Genomic DNA, 21,038 nt, shown 5'->3' on the forward strand with positions numbered 1-21,038 from the left:
TCAGGTAAGAAAGTAGTTGCTGTATTTCACAACAAATACAGAGGAAAGTCCGGACTCCAAGGGAAAATGGTGACAGGTAACCCCTGTCGGAGGTAAAACTTTAGGTATAGGACTACAGAAAACAACCGCCTTATTTATATAAGGTAAGGGTGAAAAGGTGTGGTAAGAGCACACCGTACTTATGGCAACATACAGTAGCTAAGCAACCACCACCAGGAGCAAGACTAAAAAAGATATATGTGTTTTCCCTCACAAGTATCTAGGTGAGTCGCGTGAGGTAGGTAGTGATATTTACCCCAGATGAATAACTACATAAACAGAATCCGGCTTATTTTTACCTGACATATATAACAATAATACTCAACAAAATATACTTTATAGCTTTATGTGCCCACTACTAATACGATACTCACAATTTATAATATACTGTACCTTTATAACACAAACCCAACATGTACTATCAGCTTATAAAAAACCCTAATCATTATATGATAATATCAACGTTAATTTCCCATATACTGTATAAACTATAAACGCTTAACCTAAATTACAACATAAGAAAATTAAAGTTAATAAAACTTACAATTCAACATTAGAAGCTATAACATTTTGCTTATAAAGCTATATTAAGTAAAAAAAACTTTCACTACTACATTAATACTCAATGATAGTTAGATTCATTATTATAAATACTTAATCCAAGTTATAACATAAAAAAATAAAGCTAATGTAACGACACTTATTCAATATGAAAACCATAACATTCTGTTATAAAACTATAAAAGTACGCAAAGAACTTTCAACACTATATTACAACATAGCTCAATGATAATAATTTTTATATATCATTACCATAAACACACTACCTAAGTCATAGACACAAACAAAATTTAAATCTAATGCAACCTACATTTATTTAATATGAGAAGCTACAATATTTCACTTGCTGTTACATCAAGCATCCAAATATAATCTATTATTATACATCATTACCATAAATATCTAATCAGAATCATACATATAACAAAACTTACAATTCAATATAAGAAACTACAACACTTCGCTACAAAGCTATACTAAGTATACAAAAAACTTTCACTAGCAGATTAAAGTTCAATTACAACTTGTGACATACCATTATAAGCACACTACTCAATGTTATACTCATATACACTAACTATGCATATTTCTCATTAAATAAAAAGTATTTCTCAAGTGTATTAACAGCAATGCTTAAATAACTTCATCAATTCAAGTAATTACAATTTACAGTTCCAATACTTACAACATATAATAATTAATTTATATAAAAAACACCATATTAATTACACTGGTTAGTAGTTTTTTTTATTCATAATTAACAATCTAATACACAATTTCAAAACCACAACATACAATATTAGCAATTTCATAATAGATAGCATTTAGCTGATCAGAATATTTAAACTACAGCTCATCATAGTCCAATAATTTAAAATGTATTGTAACCATAGGTCCTCAGCTAGGATTTATATATTCAGAGATTGTGCTTTTTTATATTTTGAACCAGGATTGTTGCCTACAACTAGAAAGTCTGTATTTTTTGAAAGTGATAAAGAAACTTTTGCTCCAGCAGTTTCTGATTTTAATTTTGTTTCCGACGTAACATGCTTGATAGTTCTCCGGTAAACACCATGGTCTTTCCATGAACAAGGGATAAATAGTTATTAGATTTTGTATCTAGCATTGTGAGATGTACTATTAAGTTATTTATCATGTTTAAATTGTCAAGATTTGCTGATTTCAGGATATAACTATAATATAACTAGTTTTAAGAACTAACTGATAACAAATCTTATCATAAAATTTATAACAACAGAAAAAAGCAATTTCAAAGAACTAAATAACTTTCCCTATAGTAATAACACAGAATACTCATATAATTCATTGATAAAACTTACTTCAATACATTCTGATATTACATCATACAATGCTTGAATACTACAAATAAAAGAAATACAGTTCACTATATCACTACAAAATATTATAAAAAATACTTCCCGTTTTAAAGAACATTATATTAACTACAACATATTTTAATATCACTCAATAAAACACCAACAAAATAACATATATTATACAAGTGATAATTAATAATATATATTAACAATATAACAAATAATAATTTGAAATTACCATAAATTACTATACAGTGTAGATACATCACATAACAAAAATACATTATGATTATCCGGATTGGCGTAGCAGCCAAAGTATTATTAGACAACTATAGAAGTACCAGCGTTGTTGTTTATACAATAGATGTTCAAAACAATCTAGATGTTGAAACCATTAATAAAATTGGTACTCTACTTACAAATCCAATAACACAAAAGTTTTTTGCCTTTGTATACAATGATGCAGTATTAAACTATCAAGAAGTTAGCACTACAAATAACTACAATTTATTAAATGTATTTAATGCAAATTGGTCATTAGAAAAAAGCTTTTTACCTGGAGTTACAGATAATATTGGGAATACAGCCAAATGTATAATAAAAGAGACATTAAAATGTACCCTTAATCTAGATGTTATAACATCGCAAGTTACATTTGGTCAGGGACCAATACCTCACGCAAAAGATATACTGAAAATTTACAACCCACTTATAGAATATTGTAAGCTATCAATTAAAAAAGAAAATGGATTTAAAGTAAACTTTTTTGGTAATAAACAGATACTAGATCTGAACAAACTATATGATGATTCTAGAACATATAATACCATATTTATTATACCATATGTAAGACAAGAAGACCTTGCTTCCCAATGCACAACACAAAATATTTGTGCAACACCTGTAAATTTAAACATTCAAGATCAAGACTTAATGGAAATAAGTAAATACGGTATTAATGGGAGAGGAGCACTAAATCTTTCACTAGAATCCATGAAAGCTATCCAAGCATATTTTAAAAAAATTAACAGAAATCCTTATGACATAGAATTAGAAACACTAGCACAAACTTGGTCTGAACACTGTAAACATAATATATTTTCTTCCCCTATAGATGATATTACAGATGGGTTATATAAGTATTATATAAAACGAGCAACATATGAAATAAATTCAGAAATATGTGTATCAACATTTTCCGACAATGCAGGAGCTATAATATTCGATGATAATTTTGTTATTGCAGACAAAGTTGAAACCCATAATAGTCCATCAGCACTTGATCCATTCGGAGGAGCAATCACTGGTATATTAGGAGTAAATAGAGATATTATTGGATTTGGTAAAGGAGCAAAACCAATATTAAATGCCTATTACTTTTGCTTCTCCGATTTAGAAAAGGAGTTATATCGGGACAAAATGTGTACCATAAGTGTATTACCCTCTGAAACAATAATAAACGGAGTAATAAAGGGAGTCAATTCAGGTGGCAATTGCTCTGGTATTCCAACAGGATTAGGATCCGTATACTTTGACGAGAGGTTCCAAAGCAAACCATTAGTATTTGTCGGATGTACTGGAATCATACCACGCATAATAGACAATATCCCATCACATCTCAAGGGACCTATGGATGGAGATTACATAGTAATAGTTGGAGGTAGAACCGGACGTGATGGTATACATGGAGCAACTTTTTCATCTAATGCATTAACAGAAAACAACAGCAATAGTACTGTAGTACAAATAGGAGATCCAATAACACAAAAGAAATTGTCTGATGCCATTATCAAAGAAGCAAGAGATTTAAATTTATACAATGCAATTACTGATAACGGTGCTGGAGGACTATCATCTTCCATAGGTGAAATGGGAAATAACGGATTTAAGGTAGAATTAAATAAAGTACCACTAAAACATAAAAACATGCAACCATGGGAAATATGGGTTTCAGAATCACAAGAAAGAATGACACTAGCTATCCCTCCAAGCAAATTCCCAACTTTCGAAAAAATTATGAAAAAACATGACGTCGAAATCAGTATCATTGGCACATTCAATCATACTAAAAAAGCAGTAGTTTCATATAACGACTCTATTATTATGGATATGGACATAGATTTCTTACATAATGGTGTCCCAAAAACCCATTTAAAAACCATACCATGGCTAAATACTATACCATCAACAACATATACAGAGCACAATAAGCCACTAGATATTGAACTAAATGAAATGATGCAAAGAATGAACATATGTAGTAAAGAATTCATCTCTGCACAATATGATCATGAAGTACAAGGTACATCTGTTATAAAACCTATACAGGGCAAAGGACGTGTAGATGCAGAAGCAATAGTTATTAGACCTATATTATCGTCAAATAGAGGAATAGTAAAATCACATGGATTAGGATCAAGCTATGGAGAAATCAGCACATATCATATGGCTGCATGTGCCATAGACACAGCAATACGTAACTACGTTGCAATCGGAGGAAACTTTCGTCACTTAGCACTATTAGATAATTTTTGTTGGTGCGATTCCACAAACCCACAAAGATTATGGCAATTAAAAAATGCTGCTCAAGCATGTTATGAATATGCTGTATCCTTTAATACACCGTTCATTTCTGGTAAGGATAGTATGTTTAATGATTTTAAAGGTTATAATAATAAAGGAGAATCCATTAATATTTCTGCTCCACCTTCACTACTAATTTCAACAGTAGGGATCATAGAAAATATCTACAATGCTGTAACACTTGATGCAAAAAATCCAGGAGATTTAATATATATATTAGGGATGACTTATGACGAACTGGGAAGGTCTGAGTACCAAAAATACAGTGGATTAGGAAATAATAATGTACCACAAGTACATGCTGAACAAGCAAAAAAATTATATACACTATACTACAACGCCATTAATACAAATATTATAGCATCAGCAATTGCATTAAATTTAGGTGGGTTAATCATAGGTTTAACAAAATCACTAATTGGAGGAGAACTAGGAGCAAAAGTTGATATATCATTAGTACCAACACATAATATTGAAGATAATACTATAAAAGATAAAGTTATTTTATTTTCAGAATCACAAAGTAGAATCTTAGTAACAATAGCACCACATAATAAACAGAAATTTGAAAATCTTTTTAAAGATATACCACATGCAAATATAGGTATACTAACCGATACAAATATCTTAGCTATCAACAATATATATACTATTAATTTAAATGAAATAAAACATAGCTATAAAAAGTTCAGTAATATGAAAATGCAAGCATACGCAGATGCAGAATATATTTAAGAGTAATTGGTTCTACTTTCATTACTCTTAAGCTGAATTATATTGTTGAAAATGTAGATAATATCAACCTGAATGAATTACGATAAAACTATACAAAACCTAGCAATATCAAAACATAAACAAACATATTTAGAGACTATTTTCACTTCTACTACATCAACAGTTTATCCAACTTAATACTAAATCATTATAAACACCATTACTATTAAAAACATATAGATATCAGATAAATAACAACACAACTTAATAATGTCAAAATATACAAATATATATTAGTAACAGTCCAATTTATATTTAATATCCAATTGATATGATACATATAGTTTATATATTGATAAATACTATAAACAATGAATTTGCGGATGCTGAAAATATATACCATTGATTAAATGATCTATAACAAAGTTACAAAAACTCACTAACTTTATAAAAGTATGTATACGTTAACGTAATCTGTAATTCTATCAATTTAATTAATTAATTTGTATATTCACAGATGATAATCTAATAAACTAGTAAGAATTATAAAAACTTATTTTCTATCTTCAAAGATAAACACATGTATAATAAACTCATGATATCTTAGACATAGAAGAACATAAAAAAGTGTAATATTTTACAATATAGGATTAAGTATGGTAATAACAAACCATAAAAAACTTGATTGATTTTCTATCTATTTAAGTAATAACCATATCTACAAATGATATTTTGGCACATCAATTTAAAATTTTGTGCATATATACATAGAATATGTGTAGTGTTTTTCGCATACTCAGTAGTACTTGTACTATATTTTTCTCACTTTAGTAGTTGAAATGATTAAAAACTTATTCTATAATTCGTATATCTTATTACAACTTAACTTAAGTAATATTTATGGAATTGGTGTGTCCATCTTATAACAATATAGTAGTACTAGCGTTAGGTAGTAATTGTGGCAATATGTTATCGCACATTAAATCCGCTATTAATATGTTACCCTTATATAACATAACATATTCCTATGTTTATAAAAGCATGGCTTTATTACCAGAGAATGCTAGTAGTGATTGGGATACTCCTTTTTTTAACATGGTAGTATCAGGTTATACAAATCTTTCACCAAATTTCATGTTAGAGAGAGTTAAGTATATTGAAAAAAAACTAGGCAGATTTAATAATGAACATTGGTCACCTAGGTGTATAGATATAGATATTATCCTATGGGGAGACAAGATAATAGATGAAAAACATTTATCTATCCCTCACAAACATATGCAAGACAGGGACTTTGTACTTGTGCCATTATCTGACATCCATGCAAGATTTCCCCATCCAAAATTAAAACTATCAGTCCAAGAGATGATTCTTAATTTACACGAAATTAATTTAATAAAACAAAACAAATATATATTATACAATCACCTATAACTATGTAATTTTATGGAATACATAACCTTTACACTAAGGTATGTATAATAAATATACAGTAAATTATATAAAAAATATGTAATGGTATTATCATAAGATAAATAATCACTATAAGACATTTTCAGTGATTAACACTTCTACAATATATGACACTTATCATCAATATTCATTACTTATAAAGCTGTAATTTTTTCACCCATAATAAAACATAAATCTTTATCTACCCATATATTATATACCTTATACGTGTACAGAATTCTTCAAATAATATACTATAAATTACACACATTAAGACTACTTTATAAATAACTATTGTTTACTACAAAAGCTATACCACTGGTTATAAGTTATGCATAACTTTCTTAATATAAATAATACATCAATCTCCACCTTTATAACTCAAGTACTAAGTAAGTCTACACCATACAGTAGCATTACTTAATTACAAAACCTAAACATATTTTGTGTAATTAACACACTCGCATCATATATAAGGTTTCCTATTGTAATTTATAAACCTAAGATATCATAAACACTAGTTAATATTAGCTGACTATCATAAAGTTATTTCTTATCACAAAATGCTACACATTTAGTATAAGTTGTAATTTTTCCACCACAACCAGTAAAGCACAAATCGTAGTCACTCCTACATAATCTATCACAATCATTCACCCTACATAAACTCACAGGTTTTATTGGAATTACAGACTTTATACCAGCTCCAAAAGACTTTGAAGTGCTACTACTTTGCATTTCTTTACGAAAAGATCCTGAAGAAGAATTCATATCAGACTTAAACCGTTGTTCAGTACTACACATACTAAATTGCATATCACATTCACTTTCACAAAAAATGCTATTTTCACATGATTTCATACATTTTTGTCTATTATTCTCACATAGATTATCTTTGCGATCATTTTCTTTATAATCACTACTTCTATTAACATTATTATTTATTATATTAATAAATGGATTACGATTAACTTGCACATCAATCATCTTCTCTGCTAACCGACAATCTGTTAACTTCACTTGACACTGCCGATAGCAATCATTTTTCGCATAATTACATTGCAGTACACATGCTTTTCCAACCTGATCCTCTGGAGCTTCGTATTTTGATCTAGTTTCATAAACTGCACTACAAGATACCTGCAACACAAAAAACACTAACAAAAACAAATTGACTATTCTCATAAAATTACCACACTTATAAAAAAATTAAATCCTATAGTACATACATAGTACTGCTCATTTATCGATTATCATGACTTTTAATATTTGTTTCTATACATAACATTATAGATAAAGATAATTAACATTACCTATATACTAGAACCAGAAGAGTAATTTTATAAATTAGTCCTTAAATCACGCATGTACTCTAAATGTACACTATCTTTTGGTAAATATCGTTTAGCTAAATCAAAATATTTGTCAAAATCCTTCTTGTTATACTCAAAAAAAGATTTATTTGCTAACGAAAAGTATGACATTCCTAAATCTCCCATCATACCATATCCCACAGCTAATTGTTTCCAGGCAAAAACATTATCTGGTTCTTGATATATTACCTGCTCTAAAAAATTCACTGCTTCTTTTTCATCATATAACAACAACGCTTGAGACATTTCAAGTTTCATTAAAATATCATCAGAAGAAAATTGAAGAGCTAATTTATAATTCTCTATAGATTGCTTAATATCACCAACTTTATACAAAATTTGTGCTTTTAATTCATAAAGATAAGGGTCTTCTGGAGATTGTAATATCATCTTATTCAACGTATCTAAAGCCTTTTGAACATTAGATTGTCTATAAAAAATAATAGACTGCATATATGGAGACAATTGATCAATACTTGTGTTACTATTCAGTAAAACATCTAACGGAGTAAAAAATGCATTCATTTTTTCTACTATTCGTTGAAATTTTTTTATATATTCATCTGTAAATCCATTCACTTTATTAACATTATGGTAATTTTGCATTTGGAGTAACCTATCACTACTCAGAGGATGAGATAACAAATACTGATCAATACTCCCCCTATACTGTGATTCCAGAAAGTAGAAATGTTTAAACATTTTAATTAATCCTTCTTTACTGTATCCAGCACTATCTAGATAACGCAATGCACACTGATCTGCTGCTGTTTCTTGTAAACGACTATAAAGGAAAAACATCCTCTTTGTAATATCATTAGTGGCTAAAGCAATTGCTTGACCAACATCAGGATTAATTGTAATTGCCGTAATAATGCCTAATACATATCCAATTCCAGACATAATCATAGAATCTTGCATTTTATCCTTACGTAGCAAAACATGCTTTTGAGATATATGACCAATCTCATGCGCCAATACCCCAATAAGCACATTAGGATCTTTTGAAAATTCAAACAATCCGTAATTTAAAAATATATCATTATTATTTCCTGTAACATAAGCATTTACCATCCTATCATCGACAATAAACACTCTAACCGCCTCTGGATTAATCTTTGCAGCAACAAATATTGGAAATGCCATTTTTTTTATTACAGATTCAACTTCACTATCACGAAAGATCATATAACTATCCTGGCAAAAAGATATATTACCATAAAGCAGGATAATTAGAGGTAAGCATAAAACTCTTATATTCATAAATTAACCCAATTATACCTATTAAAGTATACCACATATAACTTATAGTGTACCAAAAAATTAATACTTAAACTATAATACCAATAATACTTAACATATATATATATATTTGAATATAAGTATACTACTTTTAGTACATTTATAATATTTGTATTATATATAACATATGGTAAAATGAGGTTATTAAGCTCTAATAAATGCGAGGAATTATGAACTCAAAAGGACCTAAAGCACCATTTAGCTCTGAAGAAGAGTTGAGAGATTTAATAATACATATCCTTGACCAACATAAAGCAGATAACATTATTAGCATCAATATCAGCAACAAAAGTAATTTAGCTAAACACTTGATTATTGCTTCAGGACAATCAAATTACCACGTAAAGTCATTAACAGAAAAAGTAAGAAAAGTAATCAAACCGTATAAAAAAGTATCAGTTGAAGGACTAAAAGAAGGCAACTGGGTCATACTAAGTTGTTACAATGTATTAGCCCATATTTTTAGACCAGAAGTACGGGAATATTATCAGCTGGAAAGCCTATGGAATTGTCAAATATCAGATCAGCAGTCTTGATACCAAACATTATACAAATAATACAATTAATTATAGTAGACTTCAGAGAATTTTAATATGTTAGTAATAAGTACGCTATAATATTTTATCCAATAATTCATCATCACTATAATAAATAGTATGTCTGTCATCGAATAAATTTAACACTATATCCTATATGGAAATGTATACTCATAAGCTATATCTTGATTAATTGAATATTAGTGTTTTCTAACTACAAGGTTATTTTTCTAAGTACTATATTTTATTATTTAATTAAATATTTATGAAACTAAACCTTATAAATTTCGAATAACCTTATGAACAATTCATTAACTAGATACATAAACAGAACAATAGAAATAAAATTTTTGTACACACAAAGTAATAAAAAGTTTTTAATCCCTAAAACTCATGAATAAGAGAAAAATATGAATGACTTTATAGTTGCAAGAAGGGCTGATGATTCTGTAATCTCAGTACAACAAAACAATAGTACTAAAAATCTAACCATTACTAGCCTAAATAAACCAGCAGAACTTCTTCTCAATTATACAAATTCTGAACTTTCTAATAAACCACTATCAACAATTCTAAACAAAAACTTAGCAGAAGACCTGAATAACTATTTAGAATATACAAATGATGGAACTGATTTGTTTGATATTATATCTAAAATGAGCAATTTAACTTTCATAGGAAAAAATAATAATAATGTAACAGTAAAACCAAAAATCTTTCGCACAACGACTTTTGATAGAAATATAATAAACTACGAATTTTTAATACGAGACACCACCATCTCTCAAAAACTCGATATATTTAGAAAATCTATATTTGAGGATACAAAATATCAAATGCATCCAATGTTTAATATAATGGATGAATCATCAACTATCGAAGAGATTAAGATTATATTAGATTTTTTACATAAGTATAATATAAAAGCCACAATTGTAATGTTAAACATAGATCCACCACATAATAGTAGCACAATAGATAATTTAACAAAAAGTACTATAGATTTATTACATAAAAATATAAGAGAAAGCGATATAATAGGTTATTTTGGAGAATATAAAGTAATTTGTATATTACTAGGATGCAAATCTGAAGACGCATACTCAGTAGTTTCCAGATTACATAAAAATATAAACAACAAATTAGAAACTTCTCATACAAAAGTATCAATAAGCTATGCTCAAATGTACAACGAAATTGATGCGACAGAACTCATAAATAAAGTAAATAAGATGCTATTCATTGCTCAACAAGAAACTGGAGGAGGATCAATCAAAGACGCAACAAACATTGTTTAAAGATTATCAAATCAGATATTTGAATATAGTAAATTAACACCTTATAAATTCCATAACAAAATAGACATTCACTTGCAAAAACTATTACAATATTATTAAGTAAAAATCAGAGAACTCTAAAATATAATTAAGTAACTCATTACATAACACTAGGCTAGTAACACTATATCATTGTTATAGGAAAATTATACTTTAAAAAATTGATTGTTTTATTTGGCCATATACACACAATACAAACACTATAAGGTACTTAATTGTATAAAGATAAACTCATTGCTATATAACCAATCAAAAAATAAGTGACATATTACAATGATACATTATTTAAAAATACTAAATTTACATAATCTTACATTCCGTAAAAATTGCTTCTTCATTTATATAATATCTATTCCATACACTCATATGATACTACAACAAGAGCAATACTATATCTTTAAACTTCACCAGAGTAGAAAGTTTACATACAACCAATAAAAGACTATGTTTCCCAGTAACATATTCCAGAAATGTTAAATTGATATAATCCTATATTTTGTACCTTTTGTTCATGCAATCTCGATTTCACACAACCTCATGATACTACAACAAGCAGCAATACTATATCTTTAAACTTCACCAGAGCAGAAAGTTTACATACAACCAATAAAAGACTATGTTTCCCAGTAACATATTCCAGAAATATTAAATTGATATAATCCTATATTTTGTACCTTTTGTTCATGCAATCTAGATTTCACACACCTCATGATACTACAACAAGAACAACACTATATCTTTAAACTTCACCAGAATAGAAAGTTTACATACAACCAATAAAAGGCTATGTTTCCCAGTAACATATTCCAGAAATATTAAATTGATATAATCCTATATTTTGTACCTTTTGTTCATGCAATCTCGATTTCACACAACCTCATGATACTACAACAAGCAGCAATACTATATTTTAAACTTCACCAAAATAGAAAGTTTACATACAACCAACAAAAGACTATGTTTCCTAGTAACATATTCCAGAAATATTAAATTGATATAATTCTACGTTCTAAAAATTACTTTTATTTTTAATAAAGCACATACAATTAGGTACTGCCAATAAAATTACCAATATACACTGATTATTATTAATACAAAGTTGATATGAATTACATGAAATTTGTACAGATATTTATAATATACTACATCAGATTTTAATGTTTTTACACTAATGCCTTAAAAACACTATGTTATGTAACAACATAAAGTTATCATATATTATAACATCCCTTATCTTATTTTAAATCTTAGACAACAGACTATAACAAAGTATCATATTTACAAAATATTATACCTATTCTCATTACTCTATAATGGAAAATTAATAATAAATTTAAAGACAGCTTGTTGTATTTCATATGTAATACGTGCATTGTAATTGCTGATAAGTAACATAAGAAAACTTACTTGAACGTTTCTAGTTGTTAATTCTCCAGGATTCACCTCTCCATTAAGAATTTTCCTAATGCTTTCATGTATTTCTATACTCTGTGCATCTGCAATTACCTCAATCAAGAGATCACTAACTCCAATATTAGACAGCATTATCTTTACTTTATTGCCACCAATCATAAAAAGCATTAATATCATAATTATATTAGTCAGCAACTTATTAACTTTTTCAACCAACTCAACATCAAAAATCTGTACATTAATATCCCACTCAAGGCTAATTTTTTTTCTTGCTAGATAATTCTCTACGTTACATTTAGTACTATTAAAATCACCATTATCATCTGAAATACTATAAGCCTGCTTTAACAACCTAAATTTATTCATTACATCATTAGCTGCATCAGACAGTAAAGGCATCATATTTCCAGATAAATTTTCATCATCACCTAAGCATTCTATATAATTTACTATAGCACCAACTGATCCAGCTAAATCATGCAACAATCTTGCAGATATTAGCTCAATATTTGATAAAACATCATCTTTTTGCATAAAAATCCTAAATCTTATATAATGTGTCTACACGTTAACATATCAAACAAATAACTTTATTAACTAGTAAACAATTTTTTATATGAAGTCCAAGCATTTAATGCTATTCTAGTTAACTAAATGTAAAGATTTAACATTACTAAGGTACCTATGAAGACATACTCAAGTGCTGGAGTTGATATTGAATCAGGCAACAGTCTAGTAGAAAAAATTAAGCCAATTGCATCTTTAACATCTAGGCCTGGTGTAATCAGCAGCATAGGATCTTTTGGAGCTCTTTTTGATATCTCAAAAGTTAAACAATACAGTAATCCAGTTTTAGTATCTTCAACTGATGGAGTGGGAACAAAACTATGCATAGCTCAAGACACAAATCACCATAAAACTATAGGTATAGACTTAGTAGCAATGTGTGTTAACGACGTTCTAGCACAAGGAGCAGAGCCACTATTTTTTTTAGATTACTTTGCAACAGGAAAAATTCATCACGATGTCACTTTAGAAGTTATTAGTAGTATAGCAAAAGGGTGCAAAGAAGCAAATGTCGCACTAATAGGTGGAGAAACTGCTGAAATGCCTGGAATGTACGATAACAGTAAATATGACATAGCAGGTTTTTCAGTTGGCATTATAGAGGCAGATTCCATATTACCAAAAACCGACAATATCAAGATTGGTGATACAATTCTTGGCTTAGCATCAAGTGGCTTACATTCAAATGGGTTTTCTCTTATAAGAAATATAATACATGAATATCATATCAATTATCACGATACGTGTCCATGGTCGGACCAAACATGGGCAAGCTACTTATTAACTCCCACTAGAATTTACGTTAGCAGTTTACTACCTATAATACCACTAGTCAGTGGATTAGCACACATTACTGGTGGAGGATTTATCTATAATATACCACGTATTTTACCCAATCACTTATCGGCACAAATAAACTTAAACTCATGGAAAATGCCAGAAATATTTCATTGGTTACAAACCACAGTACAAGTACCACATACAGAACTTTTAAAAACTTTTAATTGTGGTATTGGAATGGTAATAATTGTATCACAAGAAAATGAAAAACAAGTATTATCTATGCTACAAGCTACAGGTGAAACTGTATACAATATTGGAAAAATTATAGATAACGTCACTGGAAGTCAAATTTTATTCTACTCATAAAACATAATATAACAAGTTATAAACATAATTAGTCTATTAAGGTATGGCTATTATTTTCAGAATAATAAAAACTAAGATCTTAGTAGCAGCACTCAATCAATAAAGATACAACATATATAAACATACGCACAGTGCTATATAGATACCTTTATTCTTAACAACTCGTCCAATAACTTATAAAACAAGCCGGCTTTAAACAGAAATAAATAAAGTACTGTAGAATTTATTTATATAGATACTTTATATAATAATAACTCTACAAAAGTTTATACTTACAAATACAGTTGACACTGCAAAAATACCCCATCAGTCATACAATAATAAACTAATTTTAATTACAACAAGAATATAGTTTTTTTTATAAATTAAACTATAGTACCGTGAGAATGAAAATTATCAACTCGATTCCTACCTAACAAACTTAAAATCTAGATAACCTACTATGGATTAAATAATTCAATCATATAAAAAATAGAAAAATCTTTAGGACATATATATAACTATCAAACATTAGTAATATAAATGAGTTTCATCACAAACATAAATTTTAAAACTTATAAATAAATATACGCAACCTTTTAAATGACAGAAATATGATTAAAAACACATATTTGAGATAGAAGTCATATAAAACTTCGATATTAAACATTTCAAACAATAATACATATTAACATTATATACAACTCTCAATTGTACAATAATTTCAATAAGAATCTTTTCTATTATTTATAAGAATATAAATGTCTATCATAACATAATTAGAAAACACATTTTATATACAAACTATACAAAATTTTTTATTGAATTTCTCACACAATTATATATATTAAAGTTCTATACAAGCCTTAACTGTCACATAGTTTTAATAAGGATCTTTTCTATTATCTATAAAAATATACATGTCTATCATAACATAATTAGAAAACACATTTTATATACAAACTATACAAGATCTTTTATTGAATTTCTCACACAATTATATATATTAAAGTTCTATACAAGCCTTAACTGTCACATAGTTTCAATAAGGATCTTTTCTATTATCTATAAAAATATACATGTCTATCATAACATAATTAGAAAACACATTTTATATACAAACCATACAAGATTTTTTATATTAAATCTTTCACACAACCACACATACTAATATTAACATTTTAGACAAACTTTCACTATATTCTTCACATATACAACAGATATTGTACCTATATTAATGTTAACATAATGAATACTACTTACATTATGTACCAATACCTTTTATTATACTAGTACACCACTATTACAACACAAAAACAAAATTGACCACTAACACTACAAAGTAAACCATAAAGCAATTATTCAACATTAGGTAGAATACTAATATTACAAATAACATAAACCCACATAGAAGCTTGGTACATGATAACCGAAGTATTTTAACAATAAGAAATTTTTCAAATAAAAATGCAAAATTTCTACTTTCTACCTAATCAAATAGATATCTAGCAATTCACCCCTTATAACTTCAGCTAACATATCTCTTAACAAATATATTGAGAACAATGACTGACATATTTCTCATAATAAAAAAACTTTTCAGCTAAAAACTAAAATTTCTACCTACTACCTAATCAAATAGATATATAGCAATCTATCTCTAATAACTTCAGCTAACATATCTCTTAACAAATATATTGAGAACAATGACTGGAATATTTCTCACAATAAAAAAACTTTTCAGCTAAAAACATAAAATTTCTACTTTCTACCTAATCAAATAGATATCTAGCAATTCATCCCTTATAACTTCAACTAACATATCTCTTAACAAATATATTAAGAACAATGACTGAAATATTTCTCATAATAACAAACTTTTCAGCTAAAAACATAAAATTTCTACTTTCTACCTAATCAAATAGATATTTAGCAATCTATCCCTAATAACTTCAGCTAACATACCTCTCAATAAATATATTAGATATTAGCCTATACATAATGACCAGAATATTTCTAATAATTAAGCACCTTGTCAATTAAAAATACAAAACTTATATTTCTTACATAATTCATAGATATCTAGCAATTCATTCCTATACAACTTAGTTAGCATATTTTATAAATATATAAAAATACTGACTAGTAAATGATGATCAAAATATTTTTAACAATCAGTAATTTTCTTCACCGTTTGAGGATGAAAAGTTTTATAATGTTCAATAATACTCTTATAGTCTAAATGAGTATAAATTTGTGTACTAGATAAACTAGCATGACCTAGCAGTTCTTGAACTGACCTAATATCAGCCCCACCTAAAAATAAATGAGTAGCAAAACTATGACGGAATGCATGAGAAGTTGTAATATCAGGTAATCCTATTTCCCTACGCAGTCTTTGCACTACATTTGCAAAATAAGTTCTACCAAGTCTTTTACCTTTTACTCCAACAAAAATGTATTGATCATTAGGTCGTGAACCTAAATAATACGGACAACATTCTACATATTTGTATAAGCTTTCATTTACCAATGACAAAATAGGGACTACTCTCTCCTTATTACCTTTACCAGTAATAAAAATCCCATCTTGCTTAATATCTTGAAATTTTAAATTAACTGCCTCACTAATTCTGAGACCACATCCATAAAGCAACATCATAATTGCAAAATTACGCATATCTACCCAATCTTGAGGCAATTGCTTATAATAATGAAGTATTGTTTCAATGTGAGATGATGTTAACACCTTAGGCAATGGCTTTTTAAGATGTGGTCTAGATAAATAAAATACTGCTTGACTATCTATACAATATGTACGTGATAAATAACGAAAAAAATTTTTCAAAGTAGACAATGATCTTGCATTTGTAGCTGCTTCGACTCCACTCGTATATCTATAAGCAAACCACCTTCTTAAATCTACAACTTTAATATTAACAATATCATCTAATGTTACACAACATTTCAGATACTTATGCAAAAATTCTATAAACTTATTAAGATCCCGTACATAAGAAACAATTGTATTCAAAGAATATCTTTTTTCCTTTTCCATCCATACTGTCCAATCAGTTACTACATTACAAAGCTCTTTACTTGACATACATTTAAAATTAAATAGTAATATAATAAAAATACCACACAACCAATAAAAAAACACTCAATAGCCTTTATAAAAGCATCACAAATATAATACATACTGATATATTTCAAAGTTACTATATTACCTATCACACATAAAATAATACCAAATACAATCAGCAACAGCTCTACGTCTCTTAACACTAGATAATATATAACAAATAATATATACTTTTTAACTGGTTTCTTAATATAAATAGGTAAAAAATGAAAACCACTATTTTAGGTGCAGGATCATTTGGAACAGCAATAGCAATTGTACTTTCATCATATGGTATACCTGTTAATCTATGGGGACGCAACCACGAAAGTATCAGATCTATAAAAACTCATAGGGAAAACCTAAAGTATTTACCTAAATACCAACTACCAGATAACATATACGTAACCAGCAACATAGATGAAGTATTATCTGACAATAATATCTGTATAATTATAACAATTCCAACACAACAATTACGTAGTGTATGTTTTCACATACAACAGAAACAACACATGTGTAAAAATATTCCTATTTTAATCTGTAGCAAAGGTATTGAAATCACATCTCTTAAATTTCCTGGTGAAATAGCAAAGGAAATTTTACCAAATAACCCGATTTTTATATTATCTGGTCCAAGTTTTGCCAAAGAAATTGCAGAAAACCTTCCTTGTAGTATAGTTCTTGCTGGAGATAATCAAGAACTGGGTTTATCACTGATAGATAAAATAAGTAGTAACGTATTCAAAATAACATATAGCCAAGACATCATAGGCATACAAATTGGCGCTGCTTTAAAAAATATTATTGCAATTGCCTGTGGCATAATCACTGGAAAAGATTTAGGTAACAATGCTATTGCCACTGTCATCACTAAAGGAATGAACGAAATTAAAACACTATATATAGCAAAAAATAACTCCATAGATTTTCATACACTAATTGGACCATCATGTCTTGGAGATCTAATATTAACATGTACAACTGCATATTCACGCAATATGTCATTTGGATTGGAAATCGGCAAAGGTAAAAATATACACAAACTAAGAGATAATAACTTCAACCTTGTAGAGGGTATCAGTACTGTCAAACCATTGATATTATTAGCAGAAAAACTTAATATAGACCTACCAATTTGTTCATCTATTTATAACTTATTGTATAAGGACATGTCATTAGATAAGACCATTTCAAATATACTATCTTAAGTAACACTTACTTTTTAATATTTTGATAAGCTTTAGAATACAAATCTTCAAAAGCACAAATGGGACTTAATATCATCTACATATATACTAAAAAGCACTGAAAATACTAAATCAACTCAGTTATGTAGTAACCATCCCTTTCTTAAACTTTACCATCAGTATAATCTAATTCAACCGTCACATAATCCTAGCATACAAAGTTTACTACTTATTACTTACTACTTACTACTTACTACTTATTACTTACTACTTACTACTTACTACTTACTACTTACTACTTACTACTTACTACTTACTACTTACTACTTACTACTTACTACTTACTACAATTAATAATGCTACCTAAATTGACTATTTAGTAAAACTAAATTTCTATTTATTTGCAGAACTATACATCCTAAAGTACTATACAACATCAACAATTACTTATAAATACTATAATATCATCTTATAGACAAGCGACTAACAAACATGAACTATTTATACATTAATATGCACAAACCACAATTTGGGTATGTAATGATATAAGTGACTAAAATTACAGGTTATAACATTATACATATCTTACACATCAAAAATGTGACAAGCTTCTTTATATTATTATATTTCCCATATAATACCATAGACAGCAAATATAACTAGTAAGAAAGTTACTATTAATCAAAAACATGATAAGGGTATACTTCGCTATAATACAAGTTAAGCATACCCTATTCAATAAATAAATGTCACAACTTTTAGTACATATGTTTTATATACTAAACTATCAAGTTTGTAATCACATACCCCACACTTAAAAAACATCATCATGTAAACCACCCTACATAACTAAGAATAACCCTAAAAAGTTATTCAGAGATATTACATAATCCTAGAATTTTCAATTTACGATGTAATGCAGAACGTTCCATCCCAACAAACTCAGCAGTTTTTGATACATTACCTCCAAAACGTGATAACTGGGTTTTTAAATACTGTCTTTCAAATTCTTCACGAGCTTTGCGTAATGGTACAGAAATAACCTTAGCACTTAAAACATCATTAATTGGGGAATTAGAAACTATATCTACTGGTAAATCCTTTGCAGTAATAACTTCTTTAGGAGATTTCATGATCAATATCCATTCTATCACATTACGCAATTGCCTTAAATTACCTGGCCATTCATACGATTGCATTGCTATTAAAGCTTCATCACTTAATACATGAGTACATAAACCTATCTTCTTGCAGATACTATTCATAAAATATCTACACAACTCCGGTATATCAGTACAATACTCTACTAAAGATGGAACCCTAATCGGAAGAACATTTAATCTATAATACAAATCTTCACAAAATCTTCCAGCCTTTACTTCACTTTCAATGTCTTTAGAAGATGATACAATAACTCTCACATCTACACTGACAGGAATTTTACTATTTTCCCGATATATTTTCCCTTCTTGCAACAATCTGAGCAACCTCAATTGAGTATCATACCTCAAATCCGTCACTTCATCTATAAACAATGTCCCATGATTTGCTTGTTCTATGATCCCAATATGAGGAGGTACCCTATGAGACAATATATTATTACTTTCTTCACTGCCAAATATATTAACCAAGTAATTATTAGCTGGTAACATAGATGAATACATCGATATAAATGGAGTATCATATCCTTTTGATTTCTTATGTATTAATCGAGCAACTACTTCTTTCCCAACCCCAGGTGAACCAGTAATTAGTATACGACTAGACGTAGTGGATGCTTTATTAATCATACTTCTCAAATTACGTATAACAGGTGAGTTACCTACTATCTCATAATCTTCAAAGGCTGATTTTAATTCATCATTTTCCCTACGCAATCTACCAGACTCTATAGCCCTCTTTACAACCAATTTTAGTCTACCTTCTGTAAAGGGCTTCTCTATATAATCATACGCACCCATGTGCAGAGATTTTACAGCAGTAGCAATATTACCATGCCCGCTAATCATAATAACAGGTAGATAAGGATACCTCTCCTTTAATTTCTCTAAAACGCTTAGCCCATCAATATCAGATCCTCTCAACCATATATCTAATAATACAACATCAGGCTCTTTTTCATAAGCCATCTTAATTGCAGACAAACCATCAACTGCCAACTTAGTGACATAATTATCATCACTTAATATATCTTTGATTAGATTCCTGATATCAACTTCATCATCAACAACTAATACTTCAGAAATATACAATCTTTCCTTGGACATTTCAAAATCCTGTGCCATAATTACCTACAATACTAATGAAATACTGCAAACACAATGTACTCCTTAAAAGTACACCTCATAATACTATCACACACATTAATGATCAACAACCAAT

The 21,038-nt window shown here is 28.4% G+C and carries 11 protein-coding genes, 1 other RNA gene and 1 pseudogene; 7 read left to right on the forward strand and 6 right to left on the reverse strand.

All coding sequences use genetic code 11. The annotated features are described in order from the left end of the window. An RNA gene (gene rnpB, locus EDL80_RS03620) (RNase P RNA component class A) lies at positions 1-346 on the forward strand. Between the two features lie 1,162 nt (positions 347-1,508). Here rnpB and EDL80_RS03625 read toward each other — a convergent pair. Further along, positions 1,509-1,765, reverse strand: a pseudogene (locus EDL80_RS03625) (BRCT domain-containing protein); the annotation flags it as partial. 457 nt (positions 1,766-2,222) lie between these two features. On the opposite strand from EDL80_RS03625, the gene EDL80_RS03630 reads away from it, so the two are divergent. Together EDL80_RS03630 and folK are read left to right on the forward strand one after the other, a co-directional pair. After that, complete coding sequence (locus EDL80_RS03630) at positions 2,223-5,255, forward strand: phosphoribosylformylglycinamidine synthase subunit PurL (RefSeq protein ID WP_158406820.1); 3,033 nt, start codon at positions 2,223-2,225, stop codon at positions 5,253-5,255. An 879-nt stretch (positions 5,256-6,134) separates the two neighbouring features. Then, positions 6,135-6,668 carry a 2-amino-4-hydroxy-6-hydroxymethyldihydropteridine diphosphokinase gene (gene folK / locus EDL80_RS03635; protein ID WP_158406821.1) on the forward strand — a complete coding sequence of 178 codons (534 nt, stop codon included), beginning with the start codon at positions 6,135-6,137 and terminating at the stop codon, positions 6,666-6,668. 564 nt (positions 6,669-7,232) lie between these two features. On the opposite strand, the gene EDL80_RS03640 is transcribed toward folK, so the two are convergent. Together EDL80_RS03640 and EDL80_RS03645 are read right to left on the reverse strand one after the other, a co-directional pair. After that, on the reverse strand, positions 7,233-7,871 hold the full coding sequence (locus tag EDL80_RS03640; RefSeq protein WP_158406822.1) for a hypothetical protein: 639 nt from the start codon (positions 7,869-7,871) through the stop codon (positions 7,233-7,235). Between the two features lie 155 nt (positions 7,872-8,026). Beyond that, entirely contained in the window at positions 8,027-9,322 is a 1,296-nt protein-coding gene (locus tag EDL80_RS03645) for a M48 family metalloprotease (RefSeq protein WP_158406823.1), read from the reverse strand. A gap of 209 nt (positions 9,323-9,531) precedes the next feature. On the opposite strand from EDL80_RS03645, the gene rsfS reads away from it, so the two are divergent. Together rsfS and EDL80_RS03655 are read left to right on the forward strand one after the other, a co-directional pair. Beyond that, the gene (gene rsfS, locus EDL80_RS03650; protein ID WP_158406824.1) at positions 9,532-9,897 is read left to right on the forward strand and encodes a ribosome silencing factor; all 366 of its coding nucleotides are present in this window, start codon (positions 9,532-9,534) and stop codon (positions 9,895-9,897) included. A gap of 410 nt (positions 9,898-10,307) precedes the next feature. Next, the gene (locus EDL80_RS03655; RefSeq protein ID WP_158406825.1) at positions 10,308-11,195 is read left to right on the forward strand and encodes a GGDEF domain-containing protein; all 888 of its coding nucleotides are present in this window, start codon (positions 10,308-10,310) and stop codon (positions 11,193-11,195) included. A gap of 1,347 nt (positions 11,196-12,542) precedes the next feature. Here the strand turns inward: EDL80_RS03655 and EDL80_RS03660 are convergent. Then, positions 12,543-13,181, reverse strand: a complete 639-nt coding sequence (locus EDL80_RS03660) for a histidine phosphotransferase family protein (RefSeq protein ID WP_158406826.1) — start codon at positions 13,179-13,181, stop codon at positions 12,543-12,545. A 150-nt stretch (positions 13,182-13,331) separates the two neighbouring features. Between EDL80_RS03660 and purM the strand changes: the two genes are divergently transcribed. After that, positions 13,332-14,363, forward strand: coding sequence for a phosphoribosylformylglycinamidine cyclo-ligase (gene purM / locus EDL80_RS03665; RefSeq protein WP_158406827.1), 1,032 nt, complete (start codon positions 13,332-13,334; stop codon positions 14,361-14,363). A 2,146-nt stretch (positions 14,364-16,509) separates the two neighbouring features. Here purM and EDL80_RS03670 read toward each other — a convergent pair. Continuing rightward, positions 16,510-17,448, reverse strand: coding sequence for a tyrosine-type recombinase/integrase (locus EDL80_RS03670; protein WP_158406828.1), 939 nt, complete (start codon positions 17,446-17,448; stop codon positions 16,510-16,512). A gap of 245 nt (positions 17,449-17,693) precedes the next feature. Between EDL80_RS03670 and EDL80_RS03675 the strand changes: the two genes are divergently transcribed. Next, the gene (locus EDL80_RS03675) at positions 17,694-18,677 is read left to right on the forward strand and encodes an NAD(P)H-dependent glycerol-3-phosphate dehydrogenase (protein ID WP_158406829.1); all 984 of its coding nucleotides are present in this window, start codon (positions 17,694-17,696) and stop codon (positions 18,675-18,677) included. Between the two features lie 848 nt (positions 18,678-19,525). Here EDL80_RS03675 and EDL80_RS03680 read toward each other — a convergent pair. After that, positions 19,526-20,941: a sigma-54-dependent transcriptional regulator gene (locus tag EDL80_RS03680; RefSeq protein ID WP_158406830.1), complete on the reverse strand. Its 1,416-nt coding sequence runs from the start codon at positions 20,939-20,941 to the stop codon at positions 19,526-19,528. Positions 20,942-21,038: the final 97 nt, after the last annotated feature.

It is taken from the genome of Ehrlichia ruminantium, assembly GCF_009728835.1.
GTDB lineage: Bacteria > Pseudomonadota > Alphaproteobacteria > Rickettsiales > Anaplasmataceae > Ehrlichia > Ehrlichia ruminantium_B.